The organism is Mesorhizobium sp. P3_A10, from assembly GCF_056403175.1.
The window spans coordinates 32,581-57,034 of sequence record NZ_JBFUFZ010000008.1; the positions used below are offsets into that span (position 1 = coordinate 32,581).

A 24,454-nucleotide genomic window follows, 5' to 3' on the forward strand; every position below is an offset into this window, starting at 1 on the left:
TTCTCCTTCAATCACTCTGCGAAAATTCTGACGTCGGCGGCGTCCCAGCCGAGTTCGACAGCGTCGCCGGACGAAACCGGCCGACGGTCGGCGGCGTCGGCGGTGACGCGTACCAGGAACGGTTTTGGCGACAGGGACGTGCGGACATGCAGTTGCAGGTCGAGCCCGTGGTAGGCCAGCGCCTCAACGATGCCGGTGGTGCGGTTGGCGGTCTCACCGGACGGGAACAGCCGGATACGCTCGGGCCGCACCGACGCCAGGGCAGCGGCGCCCGGCGAAAGCGTCGTGGGAACCTTGCCGGCAATCCGTGCGCCGTTGGCCGCCAGAACGCCGTCAGCCGCGGTCTTGCCCGGCACGAAATTCATCACGCCGATGAAGTCGGCGACGAAACGGTCAGCCGGATGTTCGTAGATCGCGTGCGGCGTGTCGCATTGCAGCAGTCTGCCATCCCTGAGCACCGCCATGCGGTCGGCCATGACAAGCGATTCTTCCTGGTCATGGGTGACGATGACGAAGGTGATGCCGACCTCGTGCTGCAGGCGCTTCAGCTCCAGCTGCATGGCGCCGCGCAGTTTCTTGTCGAGCGCGCCGAGCGGCTCGTCGAGCAGCAGCAGCCGCGGCCGCTTGACCAGGGCACGGGCGAGCGCGACGCGCTGCTTCTGGCCGCCCGACAATTGCTCCGGCTTGCGGTCGGCGAAAGGGACGAGCTCGGTCGTCGCCAGGATGGCGTCGACACGGGAGCGGATTTCGGCGGCCGGCAAACGCTCCATCTCGAGGCCGTAGGAGACATTGGCCCTGACGCTCATATGCGGGAACAGCGCGTAGGACTGAAACATCAGATTGACCGGCCGCTTGTTGGGCGGGATTTTCGCGATGTCTCTGTTATCGAGCAGGATGCGCCCGTCACTGGGCGTCTCGAAACCGGCCAGCATCCGCAACAGCGTGGTCTTGCCACAGCCCGAGGGACCAAGCAGCGCGAAGAACTCGTTCTCGCGGATGTCGAGCGAGATGCCGTCAACGGCGGTGACGCGGCCGAAATTCTTCGACACATGATCGATGGCCAGCAACGTGCGCGGTTCGCTCATTGGCCGATGACCCCGCGATTGAGCCGCTGCGACAGGGTCAGCGCGGTGATCGAGACTGCCATGACGATGGTTGCCAGCGCGTTGATCTCCGGCGTGATGCCGAAGCGGATCATGGCGTAGATTTGCATCGGCAGCGTGGTCGAGGCACGGCCGGCGCCGGCGGTGAAGAAGGCGATGATGAACTCGTCGACCGACAATGTGAAGGCGAGCAGCGCGCCGGCGATCACCGCCGGCAGGATGACTGGCAATGTCACCCGCCGGAAGGTGGTGATGGCGGAGGCGCCGAGATCGGCGGAGGCCTCGACGATCGACCAGTCGAAACTCTTCAGTCGCGCGCGAACCACCGAACAGACGAAGGCGAGGTTGAAGACCACATGGGCAAGGATGATGGTGTGCAGGCCCATGGTCAGGTTGAGCATCGAGAAGAACGAGAGCAGCGCGATCGCCAGCACGATGTCGGGAATGATCATCGGCGCGAAGATCAGCGCTTCGAGCCCCTTGCCATATTGGCGGCGCATCTCGACGCCGATCGCCAGCAGCGTGCCGAGCAAGGTGGCGATTGCGGTCGAGACCAGCGCCACGATCAGCGTGTTGAGCGCGGCCGACAGGATCGCCGAATTGCCGGCCAGCGAGACATACCATTTCAGCGAAAAGCCCGACCATGCCGTTGGCAGTCCGCCTTCATTGAAGGACAGCGCCACCAGCACGGCGATCGGGATGTAGAGGAAGGCGAAGACCAGGCTCAGCACCAGCCAGAGCGTGCGCCGCGTGGCGGGGGAGCGCTCAGCCATCGGCGTCGCCCCCGGCTTGCGCGGTCTGGCCTGAGGCGCGATTGGCGGCCAGCGCCTGCGCCATCAGCACCAAAAGCATGATGGCGATCAGCGCCATCGCCAAGGCAGCGCCAAAGGGCCAGTCATTGGCGGTCAGGAACTGGTCGTAGACGAGATTGCCGATCATCTGGAAACGGCCGCCGCCGAGCAGCGCCGGGGTGACGAAATTGCCGATCGACAGCACGAAGACGAAGACCGCGCCGGCGGCGATGCCGGGCACGGTGAGCGGCAGGATGACCCGGCGAAAGGTGGTGGCGGCAGAAGCGCCGAGGTCTCGCGAGGCTTCGGCGAGTTCCGGGTTGAGCCGCGACAGCGGTGCGTAGCAGGCGAGGATGACGAAAGGCAGATAGTTGTAGACGAGGCCGGCGATGACAGCACCCTCGGTGTAGAGCAGCGATGGCGGCTCGCCGGTGTAACCGAACCAGCGCAAGAGCTGGGTGATCAGGCCCTCGCGGTTGAGCAGCACGATCCAGGCATAGGTGCGGATCAGATAGTTCGACCAGAAGGGCAGCACGGCAAAGAACAAAAACACCGGTTGCCAGCGGCGCGGTGCAGCAGCAATCGCATAGGCGGCGGCATAGCCGATCACCACCGCGATCAGGGTTGCGGTGCCGGCGATGCGCGCTGAGTTGAGGAAGATGCCTGCATAGAGCGGGTCGAACACGAGTCCGAAATTTTCCAGCGTGAAGGTGTATTCGATCCCGCCATAGATGCCGCGCCGGAAGAAGGCGAGCGCCAGCACCAGCGCGCATGGCACCACCATCAAGGCGGTCAGCCAGGCCAGCGCCGGGGCCATCAGCAAGGAGGATCGAAGTCTGGTTGATGACACGATTAGGGTACCGCATTCAGCGGCCGACGGCGGAAATCCGCCGTCGGCCGTGATCTCTGGTTTGAGGTCGCTTACTGCGCGGCCTTGATCTCGCTGACGATCTTCGAATAGTCGCGCTGGGCATCGCCGACGTCACGCAGTTGTTCGAACTTGACGAGGTCGGCCACCGGCATCGCCATGTTGGGGAATTTTGCCAGGAAATCGGCCGGCAGGCTTTCCATGGCCGGCTTGTTCGGCACCTTGTAGTCGATGTTCTGGGCCGCCCAGGCGTGGTTCTTGGCATCGAGCATGAAGTTGATGAACTGGAAGGCGGCGTCCTTGTGTTCGGACGCCTTCATCACCACCATCGTGTCGACCCACAGGTCCGAGCCTTCCTTCGGAATCACATATTTGATCTCGGGCTTGTCGGCGATGCCGTAGTTGCACCAGCCGTCCCAGGCCTGCACCATCAGCGCTTCGCCCGACACCAGCTTGGAATAGAAGGTGGTGTCGTCATAGGCGAGCAAGGTCTTCTTGGCCGAGATCAGCAGGTCCTTGACCTCGGCCATCTTGGCCGGATCGGTCTCGTTGACCGAATAGCCCTTGTCGAGCTGGCCGGCGGCAAGCAGCCAGCGATCGGTCGCCAGCATGGTGGTCTTGCCCTTGAGGTCGTCGGACGGGGCCAGCAGATCGCTCCAGCTGGTTGGCGCCACCTTCACCAGATCCGAGCGGTAGCAGAGGCCGGTCGTGCCCCAGGTATAGGGCACCGAAAATGTGTTGCCGACATCGTGCGGCAGCTTGGTCGCTTCCGGGTAGAGGTTGGCGAGGTTGGGGACCTTGGCGTGGTCGATCGGCTCGGTCAGGCCGAGCTTGTTCAGCACCTCGGCGAAGGGCGAGGACACGAAGACCACGTCATAGCCCTTGCCGCCGGCGGCGATGAGCTTGCCCATGATTTCTTCATTGGTGGCGTGCACCACGACCTCGCCGGAAACGCCGGTGGCGGTCTTGAAGGCGGCCATGGCATCGGGCGCCATGTAGCCGTCCCAGTTGGAGATGACGAGGTCGGCGGCGGCGGCTGGCGCCGACAGCACCAGGCCAAGGCCAAGCGCGATTGAAGACATCTTCAGCGAACGGTGCCGCAGAAAAGTGGCGGTCATGACAGACTCCCATTCCGGTTGATCGTCGAATTTCATTCGTTGGACCGGCGCTTGCGGTCCGTGCCGCTGCTTCGATCCAGTTCCCCGGTCTTTATCGCCGATTGACCTGACAGTACTATTGCAGAAAAAAGTACGTCAATCCATAATCTGACAAACGACCAAGGAATCTGGCCGATTGCGTCGGCGACGGCGATCGTCCAAACCTTGGCCGTCCCGTCCGTTCCCGAGACCAGTCATGCAAGCCGCAGCCCGACGCCCCCGCACCAACCATCTCGATCTGGCGCAGCGCATCCTGGATGTCGCCCGGCAGCGCGGCTTTGGACCCGGTGTGCATTTACCGGAACAGCAGATCGCCTCGCTGTGCAATGTCTCGCGGACGCCGGTGCGGGCCGCGTTGCGCCTGCTCACCGAGCAGGGCGTGGTGCGCTGGGAGGCTGAGACCGGCTACCGCCTGGCCGTCGATCTTGCCGCGCAGGCGGCGATCGCGAGGGAATTGCCTGTTACCGAGGAGGATGAGCTTACCGAAGCGATCCTGCGCGACCGGTCGGCACGGCGGCTTGACCAGACGGTGACCGTCGGTGGGCTGATGCGGCGGTACAATACCGAGCGAAAGACGGTACTAAAAGCGCTTCAGAGACTGACGGAGGAGAATCTTCTTGACCGCGCGCCGGGGCAGTCCTGGCTTTTCCGGCGGGCGCCGGATGATCCCGAGGCGCAAGGCGAAAGCTACGAGTTCCGCCTGCTGCTGGAACCGGCGGCCATAGTGGCGCCCGGCTTCCGGCTGGATGGCGCGCGTGCGGCGGTCCTGCGCCATGGCATGGAAGCGCTGGCGGGGCTGCCCGACGCGGCGTTCGACACCAGGGAGTTCCAGCGGCTGGACATCGAGTTTCACGGCATGATCGCCGATGGCGCCGCCAACCGCTTCGTCACCGATGCGCTGTCCGATCATCTCAGGCTGCGCCGGCTGCCGGGCACCTATACCGGCGTCAACGTCTTCCGGCTGAAGCAGTCGTTGCGCGAGCACCTGACCATACTCGACCATCTCGAAAGCCGGCAGTATGAGGTGGCAGCCGATCTGCTTCGCGTGCATCTGCGCTTGTCGCGCAGCCAGCGCCCGCAGGCGGCCAGTCGCGGGGCCCCCGCATTGTTCGGCATGATCAGCCGGCCGGATTGATGAGGATCTCGTTGACGCGCAAAGCCAGCCCGACCATCGCGCTGTTTCCCGAAGCGAGTTTTGGCGCGGCGTTGAATTGCGTCGGCATCGCGCAAGCCTTGCGCGCCCGTGGCGCACGGCCGGTGTTCATCTGTCATGCCGGTTTCTCCGGCGTCTTTGCCGATTACGGTTTTCAGGAATACCAGCTGCCGACCGACGATCCGCTGAGCGACAGCGAGCGCCAGAGCTATTGGCAAGCCTTCGTGCGCCGGCACCTGCCGCATTTCAGGCTGAGCCCGATCGACCAGCTCGAAACCTATGTCGCGCCGACCTGGGAAGCGATCGTCGACACCGCGGTCAATGCCGAGGCGCCGCTGCGCCAATTGCTGGCGCGGCTGAAGCCGGACGCGGTGGTGCTCGACAACGTCATCATGTTCCCGGCGCTGGCCGCCGCCGGCTGTCCGTGGGTGCGTGTCGTCTCCTGCGCCGAGACCGAGCTTCCCGACGCACAGATCCCTCCCTATCTCTCGGGGCTTGGCACTGACGACCCGCAACGCGCCGCCTTTGAGGCTCGCTATCTCTCGGCATCGGCACCGGCGCATGACCGCTTCAACCGTTTTCGCGTCGATGCCGGCCTGGCGCCGCTGCCCAAGGGCCTGTTCCTGGAATCCTCACCCGACCTCAATCTGCTGCTGACACCGACGATCGTGCGTCGCGAGCGTGCCGAGCCGCTCGATCCGCAGCGCTTCGTCTATCTCGAAGGCTGCGTCCGTTCGGAAGGGCCGTTCGAGGTGCCGGTCTTTCCGCGCAAGGGCGGGCCGCTGGTCTATGTCAGCTTCGGCAGCCTTGGCGCCATGGATGTCGGCCTGATCGAGCGCATGCTTGCCGTGTTCGACAGACTGCCGGCGCGCTTCATCGTCAATGTCGGCGGACTGCGCGACGCCTATCGCGCGGTGCCGGACAATGTCTATCTCGACGCCTGGTTTCCGCAGCCCTCGGTGGTGGCGAAATCCGACCTGTTCATCCATCACGGTGGCAACAACAGTTTTTGCGAAGCGCTGCGCTTCGGCGTGCCGTCACTGATCATGCCCTATTGCTGGGACGGACACGACAATGCGCGCCGCGCCGGAGAGACAGGCGTCGGTGACCATATCGGCCGTGACGGCTGGACCGAAGGAGGATTGGAGAGAGCTATTCTTGGCCTTTTGGCCGACGATGCGATGCGCGCCCGCCTGAAGGAGAATGCAGCCGAGATGGCGCTGAAACCCGGAACAGATGTGGCCGCTGAAGCCATTCTTTCTCTCATAGGTACGTGAACCAAAATGCACGACAAAAGTACGAATACCGCTCTCTTCACCGGCAACGATCCCAAGGCCTGGCTCTCCCAGCACGGCATCAACGAGGTTGAATGCCTGGTGCCCGACTTGAATGGCGTTTTGCGCGGCAAGGCCCTGCCGACGGCCAAATTCCTCAAAGCGCTGGAAGACCGCGCACTCTATCTGCCGAGCAGCGCGTTTCTGGTCACCATCGATGGCCGTTACTCCGGCTCGATCGACGAAGGTTTTGCTTATGCGGACCCGGACATGCGCATGGTGCCCGATATCTCGACGCTCTGCCTGGCGCCGGGCGGTGGTGCGGGCAAGGCCTATGTCTTTGCCGACGCCTTCCACATGGACGGCAGGCCATGGATGGCCTCGCCGCGGCATGTGCTGCGCGCCGTGCTCGATCTCTACCGCCAACGCGGCTGGCGCGCGGTGGTTGCGCCGGAGGTCGAATTCTATCTCACCTCACCTAACCCCAATCCCGATCAGCCGCTGACCGCGCCGGTCGGCGCCAATGGCCGCGCCGAAGCCTCACAGCATCCCTATGACATGGCGGCGCTGGAAGAATTCGAGCCGGTGATCCGGCGCGTCTATGACTATGCCGCAGCCGCCGGTCTGCCGCTCGACACGCTCATCCATGAATCCGGCACGGCGCAGCTGGAAATCAATCTGCTGCATGGCGATGCGCTGCCGCTGGCCGACCAGGTACTGCTGTTCAAACGGCTGACGCGCCAGGCCGCACAGCAGAACGGCATGCATGCCACCTTCATGGCCAAGCCGATCGCGGCGCAGGCGGGAAGTTCGATGCACCTGCACATGTCTGTCGTCGACGAGAAGACCGGCGCTGCGCTGTTTGCGAGCGCTGACGATGCCGACACCGAGATGTTCGGCCATTTCATCGGCGGCCTGCAGAAATATGTGCCGGAGATCATGCCGCTGTTTGCGCCGAACGTGAACTCGTTCCGCCGGATAAGGCCGAACCACAGCGCGCCGGCCAATATCGAATGGTCGCACGACAACCGCTCCTGCGGCCTGCGCGTGCCGGCCGGCGGCCGCGCCGCGCGGCGAATTGAGAACCGGCTGCCCGGTGCGGATTCCAATCCCTATCTGGCAATCGCCGGCTCGCTGCTCGCCGGCTATCTCGGTGTCGAGCAGAAGCTGGCGCGTTCGGCCGAGGCGTCGGGCAATGCCTACAAGATCAAGAGCACGCTGCCGAAAACCATGGAGGAGGCGCTGGATCGTTTCACCGCTTGCGACCCGGTGCGGGCGCTGCTCGGCGAGGACTTCTTCCAGTCCTATCTGCGCGTCAAGAGCGTCGAGCTCGACCTGTTCCAGAGCGTGGTGACGAGCTGGGAACGCGATCACCTGCTGCTGAAGGTGTGATCATGGCCTCCAGTTCAACGGGTTTCAATTCCGGTCTCGATATCGGCAAATCCTACTATGTCGCCACCGCCAATCCGGCGCCGGACCATCCGGCGCTAACGGGTGATGTCGACGCCGACCTGGTGGTGGTCGGCGGCGGCTGCACTGGCTTGTCTGCCGCCCTTCACGCCGCCGAAAGCGGCCTGAAGGTGGTGTTGCTCGAAGGCGGCAAAATCGGCTGGGGGGCGTCAGGGCGCAATGGCGGCCAGATGATCCCCGGCCTGCGCAAGGGCGCCAAGGGTCTGGTCAAGCTCTACGGGCCTGAACGGGCCAAGGTGCTGTTCGACCTTGCCTTCGAGGCGCGGGGGCTGGTGCTGGATATTATCGAGCGCCACGCCATCGACTGCGATCTGAGGCTGACCGGCCATCTGGTCGGAGCGGTCAACGGCTCCGACCTCACCGACCTTGAAGAGGAGGCCAAGTGCCTCGAGAGTGTGATGAAGTTCCGTGACGTCGAGATCCTGTCGGCGGCGCAGGCACGCAGCAAGGTCGACACGCCCTATCAAGGCGCCATGTACGAGCCGCTTGGCGGCCACATGCATCCGCTGAACTATACGCTGGGCCTTGCCCGCGCAGCAGTAGCGGCCGGCGTCACCATCCACGAAAATTCGGTGGCGGTGAAATTGGAGCGTGAACCTTCGATCCGCGTCTCGACTTCAAAGGGTTCTGTTCGGGCAAAACATGTCGTGCTTGCGGGCGATGCGCTGCTCAATGGGCTGGAGCCACGCGTCAACAGCCGCATCATGCCGGTCGGCAACTACATCGTTGCCACCGAGCCGCTGGAAGGCAAACGCAACGTCATCCCGGCCAATGTCGCGGTGTCGGATACGCGCTTCGTCGTCAACTACTACCGCATGTCGGCGGACGGGCGGCTGCTGTTCGGCGGCGGCGAGCGCTACACGCCATCGCCGCCGGCCGACATTGCCGGCTTCGTGCGGCCGCATATGGAAGCCACTTTTCCGCAACTGAAGGGCTGTCGCATCGACCACGCCTGGGGCGGTCTGGTGTCGGTGACGACGTCGCGGCTGCCGCATGTCGGGCATTATGGCGAGGTCTATTTCGCGCACGGCTATTCCGGCAAGGGCGTCATCCTGTCGACGCTGTCGGGCAAGCTGCTGGCGGAAGCGATCACGGGCGACGCCGCGCGGCTCGACCTGTTCTCGACGCTGACGCCGATGCCGTTCCCCGGCGGCACGGCGCTGCGCGCTCCGCTCTATGTGCTCGGTATGCTGTGGTACGCGATGCGTGACCGCATCAAGCATTGAGGCGGAGAGACGACGGACAAATTCTTGCCCGCGCTACGAGGCGCGGGCAAGAAAGGTCTGGTAGTCGGATTTTGCCTGCAGCAAGCGAAGGATGTTGTTGCGTGATCCGCGGATGTGCGCGCGGGTAAGCTCGACCGCCCGCGCCGCATCGCCGGCACAAATCGCCTCGACGATCTCAAAATGCTCGTCGCGGGCTATTCCCCATTCGTCCAGCCTGAGCAGTTCGATCCAGACATAGTGTTGGCATTTGTCGAGAATGCCGTTCAGGAGGCCGCACAGCATTACATTGCCGCTGATCTGGGCAATGGTGCGGTGGATGTCCATGCCGATCTGCAGTTCCTGGAACATGTCATCCGAACCGCGCGTCGGCAGCGCGGCCAGGCGCTCGCATTCCCGCACCATTTCGCGAAGGCGTTCCTTGTCCGCAGCCGTGATTTTGGCGGTCGCCAACTCGGTCGCATAGCCATCCAGCAATTCCCTGATCTCGAACGCCTCGCGGAACATATGGATGTCGAATTCCTTGACGAGGTAGCCCTGGCGCGGGCGGCCGACCACCAGGCCTTCCTGCTCAAGCCGGTTGAGCGCCTCACGCACCGGCGTGCGGCTGACTTTCAACCTGAGCGCCAGATCGTTCTCGGTGACGCGCGCTCCTGGAGGAAGCTGTCCGGTGACGATCATCGCTTTCATCGATCCGTAGACCGATTCGCGAAGCGTGTTCTTTTTTCTCGTGGGCATAGAGCAGCTTCCGATCCATTCATAAGGAGCACTCCGCCAGCCGCGGCCACCCCAAAACATTTGTTCCATTCACGACTAGCATGATCACGAAGATCGCGGGAGGCGAGGCTGTCCGATCCCGTCAGGCAGCGGCTTCCCTATTGCCGGAAAATGCGATCTTTCAAGTTGACATCTCTTTTCCCATTTAGTTACATTCAAAATTGTATACAAAATAGAATGCCGAAACAATGGCCAATATGGGGAACATGATGATGAGAAAATCAAGGTTTGTCAGCGCATTGGCGGTGACAGGGCTGGTCGGTTGCCTGGCACCGGCTGCGCTCGCGGCAGAAACGATCACAGTGGCTTCATGGGGCGGATCCTATCAGGAAGCCCAGTCGAAGGCCTTCTTCAAGCCTACCGCCGAGGCGCTGGGCATGACCATCAAGGAAGATACCACCAACGGGCTCGACGACGTCCGGCTGCAAGTGACCGGCAACGCCGTCAAATGGGATCTGGTCGAACTCGGCGCTGACGAATGCGCGCGGGGAACGAAAGAAGGGCTGTTCGAGAAGCTCGACTATGGCCAGATCGACTCGAGTGGCATCGACCCCAATCTCGTCCACGACGACTGGGTCGGGATCACCTACTATTCCGTTATCCTGGTCTACAACACGGACGTCTTTGGCAAGAACGGACCGAAGACCTGGGCCGATTTCTGGAACGTCGAAAAATTCCCGGGCCGCCGCGCGCTGGGCGGGGCCTTCGCAACCGAAACCCTGACCGTTGCGGCGATCGCCGACGGCGTGCCTCTCGACAAGGTCTACCCGCTCGATATCGACCGCGCGCTGAAATCGGTCGACAAGATAAGGTCGCATGTCGATGCCTGGTGGACATCCGGCGCGCAGGCCATGCAGTTGGTCAAGGACGGCGAGGTCGACATGGCCAGTATCTGGAACGGCCGGGCCAGCACGCTGAAGGATCAAGGCGCGCCGATCAGCTACAGCTACGATCAGGGCGTGCTGACGGCCGACTGCATGGTGATCCCCAAGGGCGCCAAGAACAAGGACGCGGCGATGAAGGCGCTTGCCATGTTCCTGAAGCCGGACATTCAGGCGAACCTGCCGCTTTATATCGCCAACGGTCCGGTCAATCAGAAGGCCTTCGACACCGGCAAGATCCCAGCCGACAAGATTCCAGGCATCAATTCGGCACCGGAAAACGTCAAGAAGCAGGTGTTGCTCGACCCTGCCTTCTGGGGAGATCATCTGGTCGAGGCGCAGGAGAAGTTCGACAATTTGATCCAGCAGTGAGATCGATGATTGGCTGATGCAGCGGGCCGATGCAGGTTCGATCGGCCCGCTGTTCGCTTTCGCGCCGCAGATTTTCAAAGGAGCACTGAAATTGTCCATCGCGCGTTCGGCGCCGCCGATCAACATTCGAGGTATCGCCAAGCGTTTTGGCAGCGTGCCAGTCCTCAGCGACCTGAACCTCGATGTGGCTCCCGGTGAATTCCTGACGCTGCTGGGCCCGTCGGGGTCGGGCAAGACGACATTGCTGATGATCCTGGCCGGGTTCGTCCGCGCCAATGCCGGAAGCATCGGCATTGGCGGTGAGGAAGTCATCACCAAACCGCCGCACAAGCGCAATATCGGCATGGTGTTCCAGAACTATGCGCTGTTTCCGCATATGAACGTCTTCCACAACATCGCCTTTCCGTTGAAGCAGCGCCGGACGTCCGCAGCGGAAACGGCCGAGCGCGTCGAGAAGGCGCTCGATCTGGTTCAGTTGCAGGGCCTAGCCGACCGCCGCGTCGACCAATTGTCGGGCGGACAGCGCCAGCGCGTCGCCCTGGCGCGTGCGATCGTGTTCGAGCCGCGCATCGTGCTTATGGACGAGCCGCTCTCAGCGCTCGACAAGGGGTTGCGCGAGCACATGCAGATCGAGCTGCGCAGCCTGCACCGCCGGCTGGGCATGACCACTGTCTACGTGACCCATGACCAGCGCGAGGCGATCACCATGTCGGACCGCATCGCGGTGATGAACAAAGGCCGCATCGAGCAACTCGACCGGCCTGAAACGCTCTACGCAAAGCCCCGCACCAGGTTCGTCGCCGGCTTCATCGGCGAATCGAACTTCCTTGCCGTCGAATGCCGCAACGACAGTGTCTGGTACGCGGCAAAGCGGATTTGCACGGCCTCGCCCTTGCCTTCGCCGGGGCAGCACTGGCTGGTGGTGCGGCCCGAAAGGGTGCGGCTTGCCTCCGATGCAGAGCCAGTTGCCAAGACCAACCTGCTCGACGCGACGGTGCGCGACATCGTCTATCAAGGCGACAGTTTCATCTGCTATTCCACTTTGGCGGATGGCCAGCAGATCGCACTGCGCGATTATTGCCGCGGCGACGTGCTGGCCCGCCTGCCTGGTGCTGGCCAACCGGTGCGGCTTCGCATCGACGCGGAAGATGCGATCCTGTTGGCGGACGGGATATGAGCACAGCGTCCGCAAACCTTGCAGATCGCGACGGCCTGAACGCGGACGTGCTGAACGCCGACGCCCGGCGCGAGTCCCTGGCTCTGCTCGGCCTTTGCTCTCCCGGCATCGTTCTGGTCGGCATCATCATCGTCCTGCCGATCGGCTGGCTGTTCTGGCTCTCGCTGTTCGACGAGACCGGTGCGTTGAGCGGTGCGAACTACGCCCGCTTTGTCGAGCAGGCGTCCTATGTCAGGACCTTCATCACGACATTCGAGGTGGCCTTCATCGTCACCGGCCTGTGCGTTCTCCTTGGCTATCCGCTGGCCTATATGCTGTCGCAGCTGCCACGGCGCGCCGCCTCCATCGGGCTGATCTTCGTCATCTTGCCGTTTTGGACGTCGGTGCTGGTGCGCACCTATGCCTGGTTGGTGATCCTGCAGCGCAAGGGCCTGTTGAACACCTGGCTCATGGATCTTGGTGTCATCAGCCAGCCGCTGCCGCTGGCGCATAATTTCGCCGGCGTCGTCATCGGCATGACGCATATATTGCTGCCGTTCCTGGTGCTGCCGCTCTACGCTTCGATGAAGGCGATCGATGCCGACTATCTGCGCGCGGCGATGAACCTCGGCGCGCCCCCGACGGCGACCTTCTGGCAGATATTCTTTCCGCTTTCGCTTCCGGGTCTCGCCGCCGGCGTGGTCATCGTCTTCATTCTGTGCCTCGGTTTCTTCGTCACCCCGGCCTTGATGGGCGGCGGCAAGGTCATCATGTGGGCGATGCGCATGGAGCAGACCACCAGCCTCTACTCCAACTGGGGCGCCGGCAGCGCGCTGGGCGTCGTTCTGCTCGCCGTGACGCTCGGCCTGCTCGGCCTGTTCCGCTGGCTGCTGGGCGCGCGGGCGACCAGCGTGTGGGGTGCGCGATGAACGACGATCTCGGCCTGCCGATTTCGCACTGGCAGCGGCTTTGGCTCTATACAGTTGGCGCCCTTGTGCTGTTGTTCCTCATCGTGCCCTCGCTGATCATCGTGCCGATGTCATTCTCCGGCTCGACGCTGCTGCAATTCCCGCCGGAAAGCTGGTCGCTGCGATGGTACGAGGCCTATTTCCAGTCGGTCGAATGGCGCGATGCGACGATTGTCTCGCTGAAGGCGGCGGTGTTGACGACCATTGTCGCGACACCGATCGGCGTTGCCGCTGCCTATGCGCTCAATTCGGGGGCGCTGCGTCTCGCCGGTTTCATCAATGCGGTGCTGACCGCCTCGCTGATCATTCCGGTTATCCTGATCGGCATCGGCACATTCTTTCTCTATGCGCGCATCGGTCTCAACAACACGCTGACCGGCCTGGTGCTGGCGCATACGGTGCAAGCGCTGCCGCTGGTCGGGCTGACGGTGCTTTCGGGGTTTCGGTCGTACGACATGAACCAGGAGCGCGTCGCACGCAGCCTGGGCGCCGGACGCCTGGCGGCCTTCTGGCAAGTGACGGTGCCGCAGATCCGGTTTTCCATCGTCTCCGGCGCCTTGTTTGCCTTCATCACCTCATTCGACGAAGTGGTGGTGTCGCTGTTCATATCGGGCGGCGAGACGACGACACTGACACGTCGCATGTTCAGCGCGCTGCGCGACCAGATCGATCCGACGATCGCCGCGATCTCGACGTGCCTGATCGTGCTGTCGGTGGTGCTGCTTTCGGCAGCGCAGCTTTTTGGCCGCAAGCGCTAGATTTTTCCTCGGTAGATTGGACAGTTGACCTGCATGCGTGATTTTCAATTCCCCGGACGGTCGCCGGTGCGCGCGACGGAAGCCATGGCTGCGACCTCGCATCCACTGGCGACGCTGGCGGCGATCGACATGCTGCGCTCCGGCGGCAATGCGATGGATGCGGCGGTGTGTGCGGCAGCGGTGCAAGCGGTCGTCGAGCCGCAATCGACCGGCATTGGCGGCGACTGTTTCGTTCTCTATTGCCCGAAGGGCGAAGGCGAGGTTCTCGCCTTCAACGGTTCAGGGCGTTCACCAGCTGCAGCAACGGCCGAATGGTATCTGGACCGGGGCCATAGCGAACTGCCTGGTGCCGGCCCCCACGCCGTCACCGTGCCAGGCGCCATCGACGCCTGGTGCCGGCTGCTCGAGGATCACGGCAACAAAGGCATCGACGCCGCGTTGGCGCCCGCCATACGCTATGCCGAACAGGGCTATGTCGTTCACGACCGCGTCGCCTTCGATTGGGCTGACGAGGTCGCCCTGCTCGCTGGCGACGAACATGCCGCGCGGATCTTCCTGCCGGACGGCCGGGCGCCGCGGGCCGGCGATGTGCATCGGCAGCCGGAACTGGCGGAAACCTTGCGCACCATCGCGAGCCAGGGCCGCGCCGGTTTCTATGAAGGCGCGGTCGCGGACGACCTGGTGGCGCGCCTTCGCGCGCTCGGCGGGTTGCATGCGCTGGACGATTTCGCCGCGACCAAAGGCGACTACGTCAACGCGGTGAACGCCTCCTACCGAGGCTACTACATCCATCAAATGCCGCCGAACAACCAGGGCATGACGGCGCTGATCATGTTGAATGTGCTGTCAGGCTTTGCGCTTGGTTCGCTGGAACCGAACAGTGCCGAGCGGCTTCACCTCGAGATCGAGGCCGGGCGGCTTGCCTATCAGGACCGCGACAATTTCGTCGGCGACCAGGATTTTGTCCACGTCCCTGTCGAGCAGCTTCTGTCCAGCTCCCATGCGGACCGGCTGCGCGCCGCGATTGATTCGGCACGCGCCATGACGCATCTGCCGCGGCTTGAGCTGCAGCCGAGCGACACCGTCTACATCTCCGTCGTCGATCGCGATCGCAACGCGGTCAGCTTCATCAACTCGACCTTCGGCTCGTTCGGCAGCGGTGTGGTCGGACCGAAGACCGGGGTGGTGCTGCAGAATCGCGGCAAGAGCTTTCAGCTGGCAGCGGACCATCCGAACCGGATCGCGCCGGGAAAACGTCCCATGCACACCATCATGCCGGGCATGGTGACGCAAAACGGCCGGGCGGTGATGCCGTTCGGGGTGATGGGTGGCGGCTACCAGCCGTTCGGCCATGTTCACCTGCTCACCAACATGATCGATTTCGGCATGGATCCGCAGCAGGCGCTTGATGCGCCAAGGGTGTTTTACAAAGACAGCTCAGTGTTGGCGGAGCGCGGCATTCCGGCCGAGGCGATCGCTGGCTTGCGCCAGCGCGGCCATCAGGTTTCGATTGCCGAAGAGCCGCATGGCGGTGGTCAATTGGTGCTGATCGACTGGGAGAAGGGCACGCTTACCGGTGCATCCGATCCGCGCAAGGACGGCTGCGCGCTCGGCTACTGACAAGGCGTAGATTTAGAACCAGATCAGCCAGACGAGTTGCAGGATGACCAGCGCGATGGCGTCCCAGAAAATCAGCTCGCCGGTCGAGAACCAGCGCCTCGAATTGTTGAAGCGGTAGAACAGCCACCAGACGAAAGCCGCGGCGAGCAGTGGGACAAACGCCAGCAGCGTGCTCACGGCAGGCGCGCTCCCGATGCCGCGTCGAAGACATGCAGTGCCGCCGCGGGAAAGCGCAGATGCAGCGTCTGGCCGGGATCGTAGGCACGGTCGTCGTTGACGGTCCTGACGATCAGGGCGTCGGCCTTGCTTTTGGCGAAGATCAGCACATCCGGCTCGACCAGTTCGACGACGTCGACGGCGAAGTTGATCGCATCGCCGGCGGAGGCATCGACGAGCTGGATCTGCTCCGGGCGAATGCCGAGCACGATTGGACCATCCGACCGGCCGGGCAACGGGCAGGAAAAACCGTCGGCGTGAAAGATGCCGCCACGCACATGACCGTCAAAGGTGTTCATCGCCGGACGGCCGATGAATTCGGCGATGAAGCGGTTGGCGGGCCGGCGATAGATTTCGCGCGGATCGTCGAACTGGATCAGCGCGCCCTCGCGCAGCACCGCGACCCTCGTCGCCAAGGTCATGGCCTCTTCCTGGTCGTGGGTGACGAAGACGAAGGTTTTCTTCAACTCACGATGCAGCCGCTTCAGCTCGGTGCGCATGTGAAGGCGCAGCAACGCATCGAGGTTGGAAAGCGGCTCGTCCATCAGGCAGAGGCTGGGCTGCCAGACCAGGGCGCGGGCAACGGCAACACGTTGCGCCTGGCCGCCCGACAGTTGCGACGGCCGGCGGTCGAGATAGCGGGTGATTTCGAGCAGCTCGGCCATGGCGCGCACGCTGCGGTCGAGCTCGGCGGCCGGCATCTTTCGGATGCGCAAGGGGTAGGCGATGTTCTCGTAGACGCTCTTGTGGCTGTAGAGCGCGTAGTTCTGGAAAACCATGCCCATGCCGCGCAGGCGCGGCGGCAGGTCGGTGACATCCAGGCCTTCGACCATGATGCGGCCAGCGGTCGGGCGCTCAAGTCCGGCGAGCAGCCGGCAGGCCGTCGTCTTGCCGGAGCCCGAGGGGCCGAGCAGGACGAGGAACTCGCCAGGTTCGAAGGCGAGGTCGAGCGCCTGCAGCGCCACCGTCCCGTCCGGGAAGGCCTTGGTGACGCCGTCGAAAACGATTGCCATACGAACTCCTGAGATCAGCCCTTGACCGCGCCGAAGGTGAGGCCGCGCACGAGCTGTTTCTGGACAAGGAAAGTGAAGAGGACGATTGGCAGCGTCGCAACGATGGCGACCGCCGCGACCTGGCCCCAGAGCGTGCCGTGCGGCGTCACCAGCCCGGGTATGCCGACGGTCAGCGGACGCCCGTCGAAGGCGACAAGGATGAAGGCATAGAGGAACTCGTTCCAGGACAGGATGAAGCAGAGCACCGCCGTCGCGCCGATGCCGGGTGCGGCCAGTGGCGCGACGACGAAGAAGAAGGCGCCCAGGCGCGAGCGACCATCCATCATCGCGGCTTCGTCGATCTCCTTGGGGATTTCGGCGAAGAAGCCGCGCATCATCCAGACGACGAGCGAGAGGTTGAAGGACGTGTGGGCGATGACCACCGCATAGATGGTGTCGATCAGGCCAAGCGAGGTGAAGAACAGGAACAGCGGCACGGCGATCGAAATCGGCGGCGCCATGCGCGTGGTCAGGAAGAAGAAGAACAGGTCTTCCTTCCCTGAGAAATCGGAGCGGGCAAAGCCATAAGCGGCCGGCGCGCCGATGAGGATGCAGAGCACGGTCGATGACACCGAGATCAGCACCGAGTTGATGGCCAGCGGCCAGTATTCCTTGTCGATGAAGACGGCCGGGTAGTTGGAGAGCGTCGGCGAAAAAATCCATTTCGGCGTCGAGGACAACAGGTCGACGCGGTTCTTGAACGAGGCCAGCACCATCCAGACGTAGGGCGTCAGCGCCACCACTACCGCAACCAATAGCACCGCCCAGGCAAAGCTCTTCCAGGCGCGGTTGGTGGATTGATCGATCATCGCCGCGCCCTCAAAACGCAGCCGCCGGCTTGCTGCCCGTCCAGTAGACGGCCTTGTAGAAGACCGAACAGAGGATCAGCACCACCAGATAGATCATGAAGGCGACAGCGGCGCCGTAGCCGAGGTCCCAGTTGCGGAAATTGACGCGGTAGGCGTAGATCGACACCAGTTCGGTCAGCGTTCCCGGACCGCCGCCGGTCATCAAGAACACCTTGTCGAATTCCTTGAACGCATCGATGCCGCGCAACAGCAGCACCAGCGCGATGACGGGCCTGAGCAGCGGCAGCATGACATCGCGAAAGATCTGGAACGGTTTGGCGCCGTCCATCATGGCCGCCTCGAACGGCGCCCTGGGCAAGCTCATCATGCCGGCCAGCATGATCAAGGTGACGAAGGGCGTCCACTGCCAGACATCGATGGCGACAATGGTCGGGAACACCAGGTCGGGGGCCGAAAGCACCGCCGCGTTCTGCGCCAGCAGACCGATCTTGCGCATGTAGAAGGTCAGCATGCCGAAATCGCCCTGCAAGAGCAGGCGCCAGATCAGCCCGACGGCAACCGGCGCGATCATCATCGGGATGAGCAGCAGCGTGGTCAAAAGCCGCTGGCTGGCGACGAAGCGAAAGATCAGGAATGCGAGCGCGAAGCCAAGCAGGAATTCGAGCAGCACGGCGATGAGGACGAATTTCAGCGTCAGCAGGAACGATGCCCAGAAGAACGGGTCGTTGCGCATCAGCTTGCGGAAATTGTCGAAGCCGATGAAGGCGCCGGCATGGCTGGCATCGGCGAAGCTGAGATCGGTCAGCGCCGTATAGACCATGTAGTAGAACGGGCCGACCAGGAAGACTACAACCAGCAGCGTCGCCGGCAGCATCAGCAGCGGCCCCACTCCACGGTCAAGGAGCGGCATTCCGCGGGACGATGGAGTGCGGTTGGTCACGGGCAATTCCTGGGTACAAGAACGGCTACCCGCTGCTGCGGGTAGCCTCTGCGCGACGCTTGGGGCCTATCGTGCCGGATAGGTCATTGGCGCGCAAGAACCGAGCAGCGTCGAGATGTCGGTCGCCGCTGTGTCGAGTGCCGCCTGTGCTTCCTTCTCGCCGGCGAGGTAGGAGGAGAGCTCGCGGACCAGTATGTCGGTCATCTCGGCCGATTGCGGCAGCGTCGCCTTCGGCACCGCATGCTCGTTGGCCGCCATCGAGGCCTTGGCGTAGGGCAGCTTCTGCACCTCCGGCGAGGCATAGACGTCGGGCCGGCCCGAGGCACCGCCATTGAGATGCTGCTCGAGCTGGCGGTCGTAGCCCATCATCCACTGGACGAAGAGGAAAGCCGCCTGCGGGTTCTTCGAATAGACCGGGATGAGGTAGGTCCAGCCCTCGACCTGGCCGATCTTGCCGCCATCGCCTTGCGGCACGAGGTCGAAGCCGACCTTGCCGACAACCGTCGATGCCGTGGTGTCGACAGAGACGGCATAGGTCGCGTCGTTCCACATGATCAGCTCGGCGACCTTGGCCTGCTGCATCAGCGCCATGACGTCGTCCCAGAAATAGTTGAGGCTGTCCGGTGGCGAGAACTGCAGCAGGCTCTTGTAGTATTCGAGTGAGGCGACGGCCTTCGGGCTGTTGACGATGACCGGGCCGCAGGCCGAGCCGCTCTTCACGTCGAGCACGTCGCCGCCGAAGGAATAGAGGAAATTGAGCCATTCATACCACAGCGCCTCGTGGCGCTTGCCCTGCAGGGCGGTACCATAGAAGCCCTGGTCGGGGCGATAGAACCATTCGGCGATGTCGCGGTACTGCTTCCAGTCCTGGGCGGGGGCGAGGTCATAGCCGTATTTGGCTTTGAAGCCGGCCTGTTCCTTGGGGTCGGCCAGCAGGTCCGAGCGATACCACATGAACATGTTGAGCACGGTGAAGGGGAAGCCGTACTCCTTGCCGTCATACCAGGAGATTTCGTGCCAGGCGGTCTGGTAGAGCTGCTTTTCCGGCTCGAAGGTCGGATCGCGCAGCACCGGATCGGCCATCATCTTGGAGATTTCGATGAGATGATTGTTGGTGGCGAATTTGCCGAGTTCGCGGTGCGGCTGGATGATGACATCGTAGCGGCCGCGGTGTGAATTGAGATCGAGCTGGACCTTGTTGACGGCTTCCGAATGCTCGTACATCTCGACTTCGACATGGATGCCGGTCTGTTTCTCGAACTGCGGCGCCATCTTCTTCAGCGCTTCAAGCGGCGGCAGCGACTCGCCGACCATGCGGATGGTCTGTCCGCTGTAAGGCTTTGACGCCTCTTCCAAACTCCACGCCGCCGCCTGTGTGACTTGCCACAAAAGGGCGGCGGCAACGAGCAGTCCGGATGCGGTACTCCCGCGTGTCAGCAACTTGAGCATTCTTCTCTCTCCTCGGAGCGTGCCTGGCGAAGCTGGCGCCCGTTCTGTCACAAAATGTGTAGTACTGCAAATCAAAATGTGGCACCTTGCAACAATTGGTTGGGTGATGCTAACAGACCGGCAGCGAGCCGGCTTTCCGACAGGCCAAGGGAATTTCGAATGGACTTCATCTTCATGCTGACGCGCAACGATCGCACGGTCGAGGACTGTCTCGACCTCGTGGCGCTGATCGAGCCGGTCGGCCTGAAGCATGTCGGCTTCAAGGATATTGGCGTTTCACCGGAGGTGCTGCGGACGTTGGCCGGCGCCATCCACCGGACCGGTGCGACCTCCTATATGGAAGTCGTTTCGACGACACCCGAGGCCTGCCTGAACTCGGCGCGCATCGCCCGCGATCTCGGTATCCATCGGCTGCTGGGCGGCACGCAGGTCGACGAGATCATGCAGGTGCTCAAAGGCAGCGACACGCAATACTATCCGTTTCCAGGCAAGCCGGTCGGCCACCCGACGAAGCTTGGCGGCTCGGCCGCCGATGTCGAGGCCGATTGCCGTTCCTTCGCTGAAAAGGGTTGTGCAGGCTGCGACATCCTCGCCTACCGCGCTACCGAGGCCGACCCGATCGAACTGGTTCGCGCCGCCCGGCGCGGGCTTGGCCAGGCGGCGCATCTCATCGTTGCCGGCGCCGTTGCCTCGGCCGAGCGAATCAAGGCGATCAAGCAGGCCGGCGCCGATGCCTTTACGATCGGCACCGCGGTTTTCGACGGTTCCTATTCGCCGACGAAAGGTTCTATCCTTTCGCAGCTGCGGGATGTCCTCGCGGATTGCGAACGCGTCTGAGGCATCATGGCAGTCGTCGGCATCGATCTCGGCACACAGAGCCTGAAAGCAGTCGTCGTCGACGATGATTTGCGGCTGCGTGGTGAGGCAAGCGTGCCGTACCAGCCGGTCTTCCCGAGCCCGGGCTGGGCCGAGCAGGACCCGGCGCTCTGGCTAGGTGCACTCAAGCCTGCCATTGCCGGCGCGCTTGAAAAAGCCGGGCTGTCCGCTTCCGACATCAAGGGCATGGCGATTGTCGGCCAGCTCGACGGTTGTGTTGCGGTTGACCGCAACGGCCGTGCGTTGGCGCCCTGCATCATCTGGATGGACCGCCGGGCAGCGGCGGAAACAGCGGGCATTGATGCCGGCTTCATCCGCGAGCGCACCGGTCTCGTTCTCGACGCGACGCACATGGCGGCCAAGATCTGCTGGGCCTCACGCAACCTGCCCGAAGCGCGCCATGCAGTGCGCTGGCACCAGCCGGTGTCGTTTGTGGTCGCCGCTCTGTGTGGCCGCGCCGTCATCGACCACGCGCTGGCTTCGACGACCATGCTCTACGGGCTTAAGGAGCGGGCCTATGCTGGCGACCTGCTGGCCGCTTTCGACATCGACGTGACAAGGCTGCCGGAGATCGACAATGCATCGGCAGTGGCGGGGACTTTGACGCGCGCAGGCGCGGAGCTGATCGGGCTTCCCCCGGGGATACCACTGGCGGTCGGCACCGGCGATGATTTTTCCGCTGCCATCGGCGCCGGCGTTGTCGTGCCTGGCGTCGTCGCCTGCAATCTCGGCACCGCCGAAGTGGTCAGCGCGATTTCCGATACGCTTCGCATCGATCCGGACGGTCTGGTCGAAACACACGGCTTCCTCGGCGATCGCTATTTCGTCTCCAATCCAGGATGGCTTTCAGGCGGCGCGGTGACCTGGTTCCTGTCGACCTTCGGCGTCAGCTCGCCGCTGGCGATGTCGAAACTGGCAGCGACGGTCGTGGCCGGCAGCGATGATCTCTTGTTCCTGCCGGCGCTGTCCGGCGCCATGGCGCCGCGCTGGATCGCCGGCGCGCGGGGCGCCTTCTATGGGCTGACCGCCTTCCACGGCAAAGCGGCCTGCGCGCGCGCGGTTCTCGAAGGCTGTGCCTTCGCCATGCGCGACGTGGTCGACCGGTTGAGCGAACTCGGCATTGCGACGCGGCGGATCAGGCTTTCGGGCGGTGGCGCACGCAGCCGCGTATGGGCGCAAGTCCGCGCCGATGTCAGCGGCAGGCCGGTGGAAATCGCTAGCGCCGCCGATGCCTCGCCGATCGGCGCGGCAATCCTGGCAGCCACTGCAATCGGCCTCTCCACCTCGGTGCAGGAAGCCGCCGAAAGGCTGGCCGGTCGCATCGAGACAATCGACCCGAACCCCGTGGCCGGGGCGATCTACGACAGAAGCTACCGGCGCTATCGAACGCTGTTCGAGGCGCTGGCTCCACTCCACGACTGACCGGACCGCATCCTCATGTCCAGACAAATGCTCGATCGCCTCATCGCCGGCACGCTGCCTGATCCGGATGGCGGCGGCATGCTGTCGGTGCCGTTGAAGACCATCGTCATCGGGCGCGGCCTTGGCGACGAGGCCGATACGCTGGTGGCGCCGCTGCCGCTCGGCCGCAAGCTCGCCGTCGTCATGGATCCGGATACCCGCCTGGCGCTGGGCGAAAGGGTGTCGATCGCACTGCGTGGCACGGGCGATGTCGACAAGATCATCCTGCCGCGCCATCCGCATCCCGACATGGAGGCAGTGCGATCGGTCATAGCCCGCACGCAGAATGCCAGCGGTCTCGTCGCGGTCGGATCGGGCTCGGTCAACGACATCACCAAATATGCCGCGCATCTCTCCCAAAAACCCTATGCGGTGTTCGGCACCGCGCCGTCGATGAACGGCTACACATCGGTATCGGCGGCGATCACCGAGGACGGGCTGAAGAAGTCGCTGACGGCGACGCTGCCGGTCGGCGTCTTCCTCGACCTCGATGTGATGGCGCGGGCGCCGCATCGGCTGATCGCTGCCGGCTTCGGCGATTCGATGGCCCGGCCGACCGCCCAGACCGATTGGCTGATGGCGCATCTGTTGATCGGCACGCCGTACCGGGAGGCGCCGTTCATGCTTCTCAAGGAAGACGAAAAGGCGCTCATCGCAAAGGCCGGCGACCTCAGGACAGGTGATCTCGCGGCGATGGAAGTGCTGGCGCGCACGCTCGTCATGTCGGGCCTCGGTATGACGCTGTGCGGCGGCTCCTATCCGGCCAGCCAGGGCGAACACCTCATCGCGCACTACATCGATATGCGCGGCAAGGAATTGCCGGAGGCGCATCACGGCGAACACATCGCGGTGACGACGCTGACCATGGCACGGCTGCAGGAGCGGGTGCTGGCACTGCCAGAGCTGCAGCTGTCACCAACATCAGACACGCCGGACCGCTTCACCGCGATTTTTGGCGAGGCGCTCGGGCGCTCCTGCTGGGCTGCGTTCAAGCCAAAGATCCTCGACCGGGAACGGACGGACGTCATCAACAAGATGCTGGCCAGGCATTGGCCGTCGCAGCGCGAAAAGCTCGCCAAGGTTGCCCGGCCGGCGCGCGAGATCGCGCAGGCCCTGCTTGCGGTCGGCGCGCCGACCACGCCTCAAGACGTGGCGATACCGCCTGCGTTCTATGACGAAGCGGTCGCCAATGCGCGGCTGATCCGCGACAGGTACACCATGCTCGATGTTGCGGCGTCGTCGCTCGCGCCAGTGCCGGCAGGGGCCTGAGCGGGTGCTGCGCGCCCTGGCGGATTTCACTGTCGAGGCTCGACGCAAGATCACCGTCGTGCTCACCGATATCGACGACACGCTGACCGAAAAAGGCCGGCTGCCGGCCAAAGCCTATACGGCGCTGGAGCGGCTGAAACAGGCAGGCTTCATCGTCGCCCCTGTCACCGGCCGGCCGGCAGGCTGGTGCGACCTGATCGCGCGGCAATGGCCGGTGGACGGCGTGATCGGCGAGAACGGCGCTTTCTACTTTCGCTATGACGACGTCAGGAAGCGTATCGTTCGCCACTACGCCAAAAGTGCCACCGAACGGCAGGCCGATGCCTCGAAGCTGCGGGAGATCGAGCGGGACGTGCTCGCGGAAATTCCAGGTGCCGCGGTGGCGGCGGATCAAGCCTATCGCGAGGCCGATCTGGCGATCGATTTTCGTGAGGATGTGCCGCCACTGCCCAAGGCCGATGTGCTGAGGATCGTCGACATATTCCGGCGCCATGGCGCGACGGCGAAAATCTCGTCCATCCACGTCAATGGCTGGTTCGGCGGCTATGACAAACTGTCGACAAGCCGGCTATTCTTGCGGGACTGTTTCGGTATAGACATCGATCGCGACAAGGACAGTGTTGTTTTTGTCGGCGACAGTCCAAACGACTCACCGATGTTCGGCTTCTTCCCCAACAGCGTCGGCGTCGCTAATGTCCTCGACTTCGCCGGCGAACTTCCGGCGTCGCCCGCCTTCGTCACCAGGGGACGCGGCGCGGACGGATTTGCCGAGCTTGCGAAGGCGCTGATTGCAGTGAAGGAACGGGAATAG

23 protein-coding genes are annotated in these 24,454 nt (G+C 63.5%); 13 read left to right on the forward strand and 10 right to left on the reverse strand.

Features of this window, described 5'->3' with window-relative positions; all coding sequences use genetic code 11:
- Positions 1-11: 11 nt before the first annotated feature.
- The 4 genes from AC1DXU_RS25915 to AC1DXU_RS25930 form a co-directional block, all read right to left on the reverse strand.
- Positions 12-1,085, reverse strand: coding sequence for an ABC transporter ATP-binding protein (locus tag AC1DXU_RS25915; protein ID WP_477373559.1), 1,074 nt, complete (start codon positions 1,083-1,085; stop codon positions 12-14).
- Positions 1,082-1,876, reverse strand: coding sequence for an ABC transporter permease (locus AC1DXU_RS25920; RefSeq protein ID WP_477373561.1), 795 nt, complete (start codon positions 1,874-1,876; stop codon positions 1,082-1,084). Before AC1DXU_RS25920 ends, AC1DXU_RS25915 begins: the two co-directional genes overlap by 4 nt.
- Positions 1,869-2,711 (reverse strand): ABC transporter permease, encoded by an 843-nt coding sequence (locus AC1DXU_RS25925; RefSeq protein ID WP_477373563.1) that lies wholly within the window; start codon positions 2,709-2,711, stop codon positions 1,869-1,871. Before AC1DXU_RS25925 ends, AC1DXU_RS25920 begins: the two co-directional genes overlap by 8 nt.
- A 104-nt stretch (positions 2,712-2,815) precedes the next feature.
- The gene (locus AC1DXU_RS25930) at positions 2,816-3,880 is read right to left on the reverse strand and encodes a polyamine ABC transporter substrate-binding protein (RefSeq protein ID WP_477373565.1); all 1,065 of its coding nucleotides are present in this window, start codon (positions 3,878-3,880) and stop codon (positions 2,816-2,818) included.
- Between the two features lie 235 nt (positions 3,881-4,115).
- Between AC1DXU_RS25930 and AC1DXU_RS25935 the strand changes: the two genes are divergently transcribed.
- Genes AC1DXU_RS25935 through AC1DXU_RS25950 form a run of 4 tightly spaced genes read left to right on the forward strand, consistent with a single transcriptional unit; the run spans position 4,116 to position 9,042 of the window.
- On the forward strand, positions 4,116-5,054 hold the full coding sequence (locus tag AC1DXU_RS25935; protein ID WP_477373567.1) for a GntR family transcriptional regulator: 939 nt from the start codon (positions 4,116-4,118) through the stop codon (positions 5,052-5,054).
- Between the two features lie 11 nt (positions 5,055-5,065).
- Entirely contained in the window at positions 5,066-6,349 is a 1,284-nt protein-coding gene (locus AC1DXU_RS25940; protein ID WP_477373568.1) for a glycosyltransferase, read from the forward strand.
- Positions 6,350-6,355: 6 nt separating this feature from the next.
- A complete protein-coding gene (locus AC1DXU_RS25945) occupies positions 6,356-7,738 on the forward strand; it encodes a glutamine synthetase family protein (RefSeq protein WP_477373570.1) in 1,383 nt (460 codons plus the stop codon).
- Positions 7,739-7,740: 2 nt separating this feature from the next.
- Positions 7,741-9,042 (forward strand): NAD(P)/FAD-dependent oxidoreductase, encoded by a 1,302-nt coding sequence (locus AC1DXU_RS25950; protein WP_477373572.1) that lies wholly within the window; start codon positions 7,741-7,743, stop codon positions 9,040-9,042.
- A gap of 33 nt (positions 9,043-9,075) precedes the next feature.
- Here the strand turns inward: AC1DXU_RS25950 and AC1DXU_RS25955 are convergent, their stop codons facing one another.
- Complete coding sequence (locus AC1DXU_RS25955) at positions 9,076-9,777, reverse strand: GntR family transcriptional regulator (protein WP_477373574.1); 702 nt, start codon at positions 9,775-9,777, stop codon at positions 9,076-9,078.
- 248 nt (positions 9,778-10,025) lie between these two features.
- On the opposite strand from AC1DXU_RS25955, the gene AC1DXU_RS25960 reads away from it, so the two are divergent.
- From AC1DXU_RS25960 to ggt, 5 genes are all read left to right on the forward strand, one after another.
- Entirely contained in the window at positions 10,026-11,069 is a 1,044-nt protein-coding gene (locus AC1DXU_RS25960) for an ABC transporter substrate-binding protein (RefSeq protein ID WP_477373576.1), read from the forward strand.
- Between the two features lie 91 nt (positions 11,070-11,160).
- Positions 11,161-12,246 (forward strand): ABC transporter ATP-binding protein, encoded by a 1,086-nt coding sequence (locus tag AC1DXU_RS25965; protein WP_477373578.1) that lies wholly within the window; start codon positions 11,161-11,163, stop codon positions 12,244-12,246.
- Positions 12,243-13,154 carry an ABC transporter permease gene (locus tag AC1DXU_RS25970; RefSeq protein ID WP_477373580.1) on the forward strand — a complete coding sequence of 304 codons (912 nt, stop codon included), beginning with the start codon at positions 12,243-12,245 and terminating at the stop codon, positions 13,152-13,154. The genes AC1DXU_RS25965 and AC1DXU_RS25970 overlap by 4 nt, the downstream gene beginning before the upstream one ends.
- Entirely contained in the window at positions 13,151-13,951 is an 801-nt protein-coding gene (locus tag AC1DXU_RS25975) for an ABC transporter permease (protein WP_477373582.1), read from the forward strand. Before AC1DXU_RS25970 ends, AC1DXU_RS25975 begins: the two co-directional genes overlap by 4 nt.
- Before the next feature lie 33 nt (positions 13,952-13,984).
- Positions 13,985-15,571 (forward strand): gamma-glutamyltransferase, encoded by a 1,587-nt coding sequence (gene ggt, locus AC1DXU_RS25980; RefSeq protein ID WP_477373584.1) that lies wholly within the window; start codon positions 13,985-13,987, stop codon positions 15,569-15,571.
- 12 nt (positions 15,572-15,583) lie between these two features.
- Here ggt and AC1DXU_RS25985 read toward each other — a convergent pair whose 3' ends face one another.
- The 5 genes from AC1DXU_RS25985 to AC1DXU_RS26005 all read right to left on the reverse strand — a co-directional run bounded on the left by AC1DXU_RS25985 (position 15,584) and on the right by AC1DXU_RS26005 (position 20,037).
- Positions 15,584-15,748 (reverse strand): hypothetical protein, encoded by a 165-nt coding sequence (locus tag AC1DXU_RS25985; RefSeq protein ID WP_477373586.1) that lies wholly within the window; start codon positions 15,746-15,748, stop codon positions 15,584-15,586.
- A complete protein-coding gene (locus tag AC1DXU_RS25990; RefSeq protein ID WP_477373587.1) occupies positions 15,745-16,800 on the reverse strand; it encodes an ABC transporter ATP-binding protein in 1,056 nt (351 codons plus the stop codon). Before AC1DXU_RS25990 ends, AC1DXU_RS25985 begins: the two co-directional genes overlap by 4 nt.
- 14 nt (positions 16,801-16,814) lie before the next feature.
- Entirely contained in the window at positions 16,815-17,648 is an 834-nt protein-coding gene (locus tag AC1DXU_RS25995; RefSeq protein WP_477373589.1) for a carbohydrate ABC transporter permease, read from the reverse strand.
- A gap of 10 nt (positions 17,649-17,658) precedes the next feature.
- On the reverse strand, positions 17,659-18,588 hold the full coding sequence (locus tag AC1DXU_RS26000) for a carbohydrate ABC transporter permease (RefSeq protein ID WP_477373591.1): 930 nt from the start codon (positions 18,586-18,588) through the stop codon (positions 17,659-17,661).
- A gap of 66 nt (positions 18,589-18,654) precedes the next feature.
- Complete coding sequence (locus tag AC1DXU_RS26005) at positions 18,655-20,037, reverse strand: ABC transporter substrate-binding protein (RefSeq protein ID WP_477325774.1); 1,383 nt, start codon at positions 20,035-20,037, stop codon at positions 18,655-18,657.
- A gap of 159 nt (positions 20,038-20,196) precedes the next feature.
- On the opposite strand from AC1DXU_RS26005, the gene AC1DXU_RS26010 reads away from it, so the two are divergent.
- From AC1DXU_RS26010 to AC1DXU_RS26025, 4 genes are read left to right on the forward strand one after another with little or no spacing between them, the layout of a single operon-like run.
- Positions 20,197-20,874, forward strand: coding sequence for a 4-hydroxythreonine-4-phosphate dehydrogenase (locus AC1DXU_RS26010; protein ID WP_477373593.1), 678 nt, complete (start codon positions 20,197-20,199; stop codon positions 20,872-20,874).
- A gap of 6 nt (positions 20,875-20,880) precedes the next feature.
- The gene (locus AC1DXU_RS26015) at positions 20,881-22,335 is read left to right on the forward strand and encodes a xylulokinase (protein ID WP_477373595.1); all 1,455 of its coding nucleotides are present in this window, start codon (positions 20,881-20,883) and stop codon (positions 22,333-22,335) included.
- 15 nt (positions 22,336-22,350) lie between these two features.
- Positions 22,351-23,643, forward strand: coding sequence for an iron-containing alcohol dehydrogenase (locus tag AC1DXU_RS26020; protein WP_477373597.1), 1,293 nt, complete (start codon positions 22,351-22,353; stop codon positions 23,641-23,643).
- 7 nt (positions 23,644-23,650) lie between these two features.
- On the forward strand, positions 23,651-24,454 hold the full coding sequence (locus AC1DXU_RS26025) for an HAD-IIB family hydrolase (RefSeq protein ID WP_477373874.1): 804 nt from the start codon (positions 23,651-23,653) through the stop codon (positions 24,452-24,454).

Bases quoted from the DNA above. Each gene is read 5' to 3' on its own strand.
- AC1DXU_RS25915 (WP_477373559.1), bottom strand. From the start codon at position 1,085: ATGAGCGAACCGCGCACGTTGCTGGCCATCGATCATGTGTCGAAGAAT.
- AC1DXU_RS25920 (WP_477373561.1), bottom strand. From the start codon at position 1,876: ATGGCTGAGCGCTCCCCCGCCACGCGGCGCACGCTCTGGCTGGTGCTG.
- AC1DXU_RS25925 (WP_477373563.1), bottom strand. From the start codon at position 2,711: ATGGCCCCGGCGCTGGCCTGGCTGACCGCCTTGATGGTGGTGCCATGC.
- AC1DXU_RS25930 (WP_477373565.1), bottom strand. From the start codon at position 3,880: ATGACCGCCACTTTTCTGCGGCACCGTTCGCTGAAGATGTCTTCAATC.
- AC1DXU_RS25935 (WP_477373567.1), top strand. From the start codon at position 4,116: ATGCAAGCCGCAGCCCGACGCCCCCGCACCAACCATCTCGATCTGGCG.
- AC1DXU_RS25945 (WP_477373570.1), top strand. From the start codon at position 6,356: ATGCACGACAAAAGTACGAATACCGCTCTCTTCACCGGCAACGATCCC.
- AC1DXU_RS25950 (WP_477373572.1), top strand. From the start codon at position 7,741: ATGGCCTCCAGTTCAACGGGTTTCAATTCCGGTCTCGATATCGGCAAA.
- AC1DXU_RS25955 (WP_477373574.1), bottom strand. From the start codon at position 9,777: ATGCCCACGAGAAAAAAGAACACGCTTCGCGAATCGGTCTACGGATCG.
- AC1DXU_RS25960 (WP_477373576.1), top strand. From the start codon at position 10,026: ATGATGAGAAAATCAAGGTTTGTCAGCGCATTGGCGGTGACAGGGCTG.
- AC1DXU_RS25970 (WP_477373580.1), top strand. From the start codon at position 12,243: ATGAGCACAGCGTCCGCAAACCTTGCAGATCGCGACGGCCTGAACGCG.
- AC1DXU_RS25975 (WP_477373582.1), top strand. From the start codon at position 13,151: ATGAACGACGATCTCGGCCTGCCGATTTCGCACTGGCAGCGGCTTTGG.
- ggt (WP_477373584.1), top strand. From the start codon at position 13,985: ATGCGTGATTTTCAATTCCCCGGACGGTCGCCGGTGCGCGCGACGGAA.
- AC1DXU_RS25990 (WP_477373587.1), bottom strand. From the start codon at position 16,800: ATGGCAATCGTTTTCGACGGCGTCACCAAGGCCTTCCCGGACGGGACG.
- AC1DXU_RS25995 (WP_477373589.1), bottom strand. From the start codon at position 17,648: ATGATCGATCAATCCACCAACCGCGCCTGGAAGAGCTTTGCCTGGGCG.
- AC1DXU_RS26005 (WP_477325774.1), bottom strand. From the start codon at position 20,037: ATGCTCAAGTTGCTGACACGCGGGAGTACCGCATCCGGACTGCTCGTT.
- AC1DXU_RS26010 (WP_477373593.1), top strand. From the start codon at position 20,197: ATGGACTTCATCTTCATGCTGACGCGCAACGATCGCACGGTCGAGGAC.
- AC1DXU_RS26015 (WP_477373595.1), top strand. From the start codon at position 20,881: ATGGCAGTCGTCGGCATCGATCTCGGCACACAGAGCCTGAAAGCAGTC.
- AC1DXU_RS26020 (WP_477373597.1), top strand. From the start codon at position 22,351: ATGTCCAGACAAATGCTCGATCGCCTCATCGCCGGCACGCTGCCTGAT.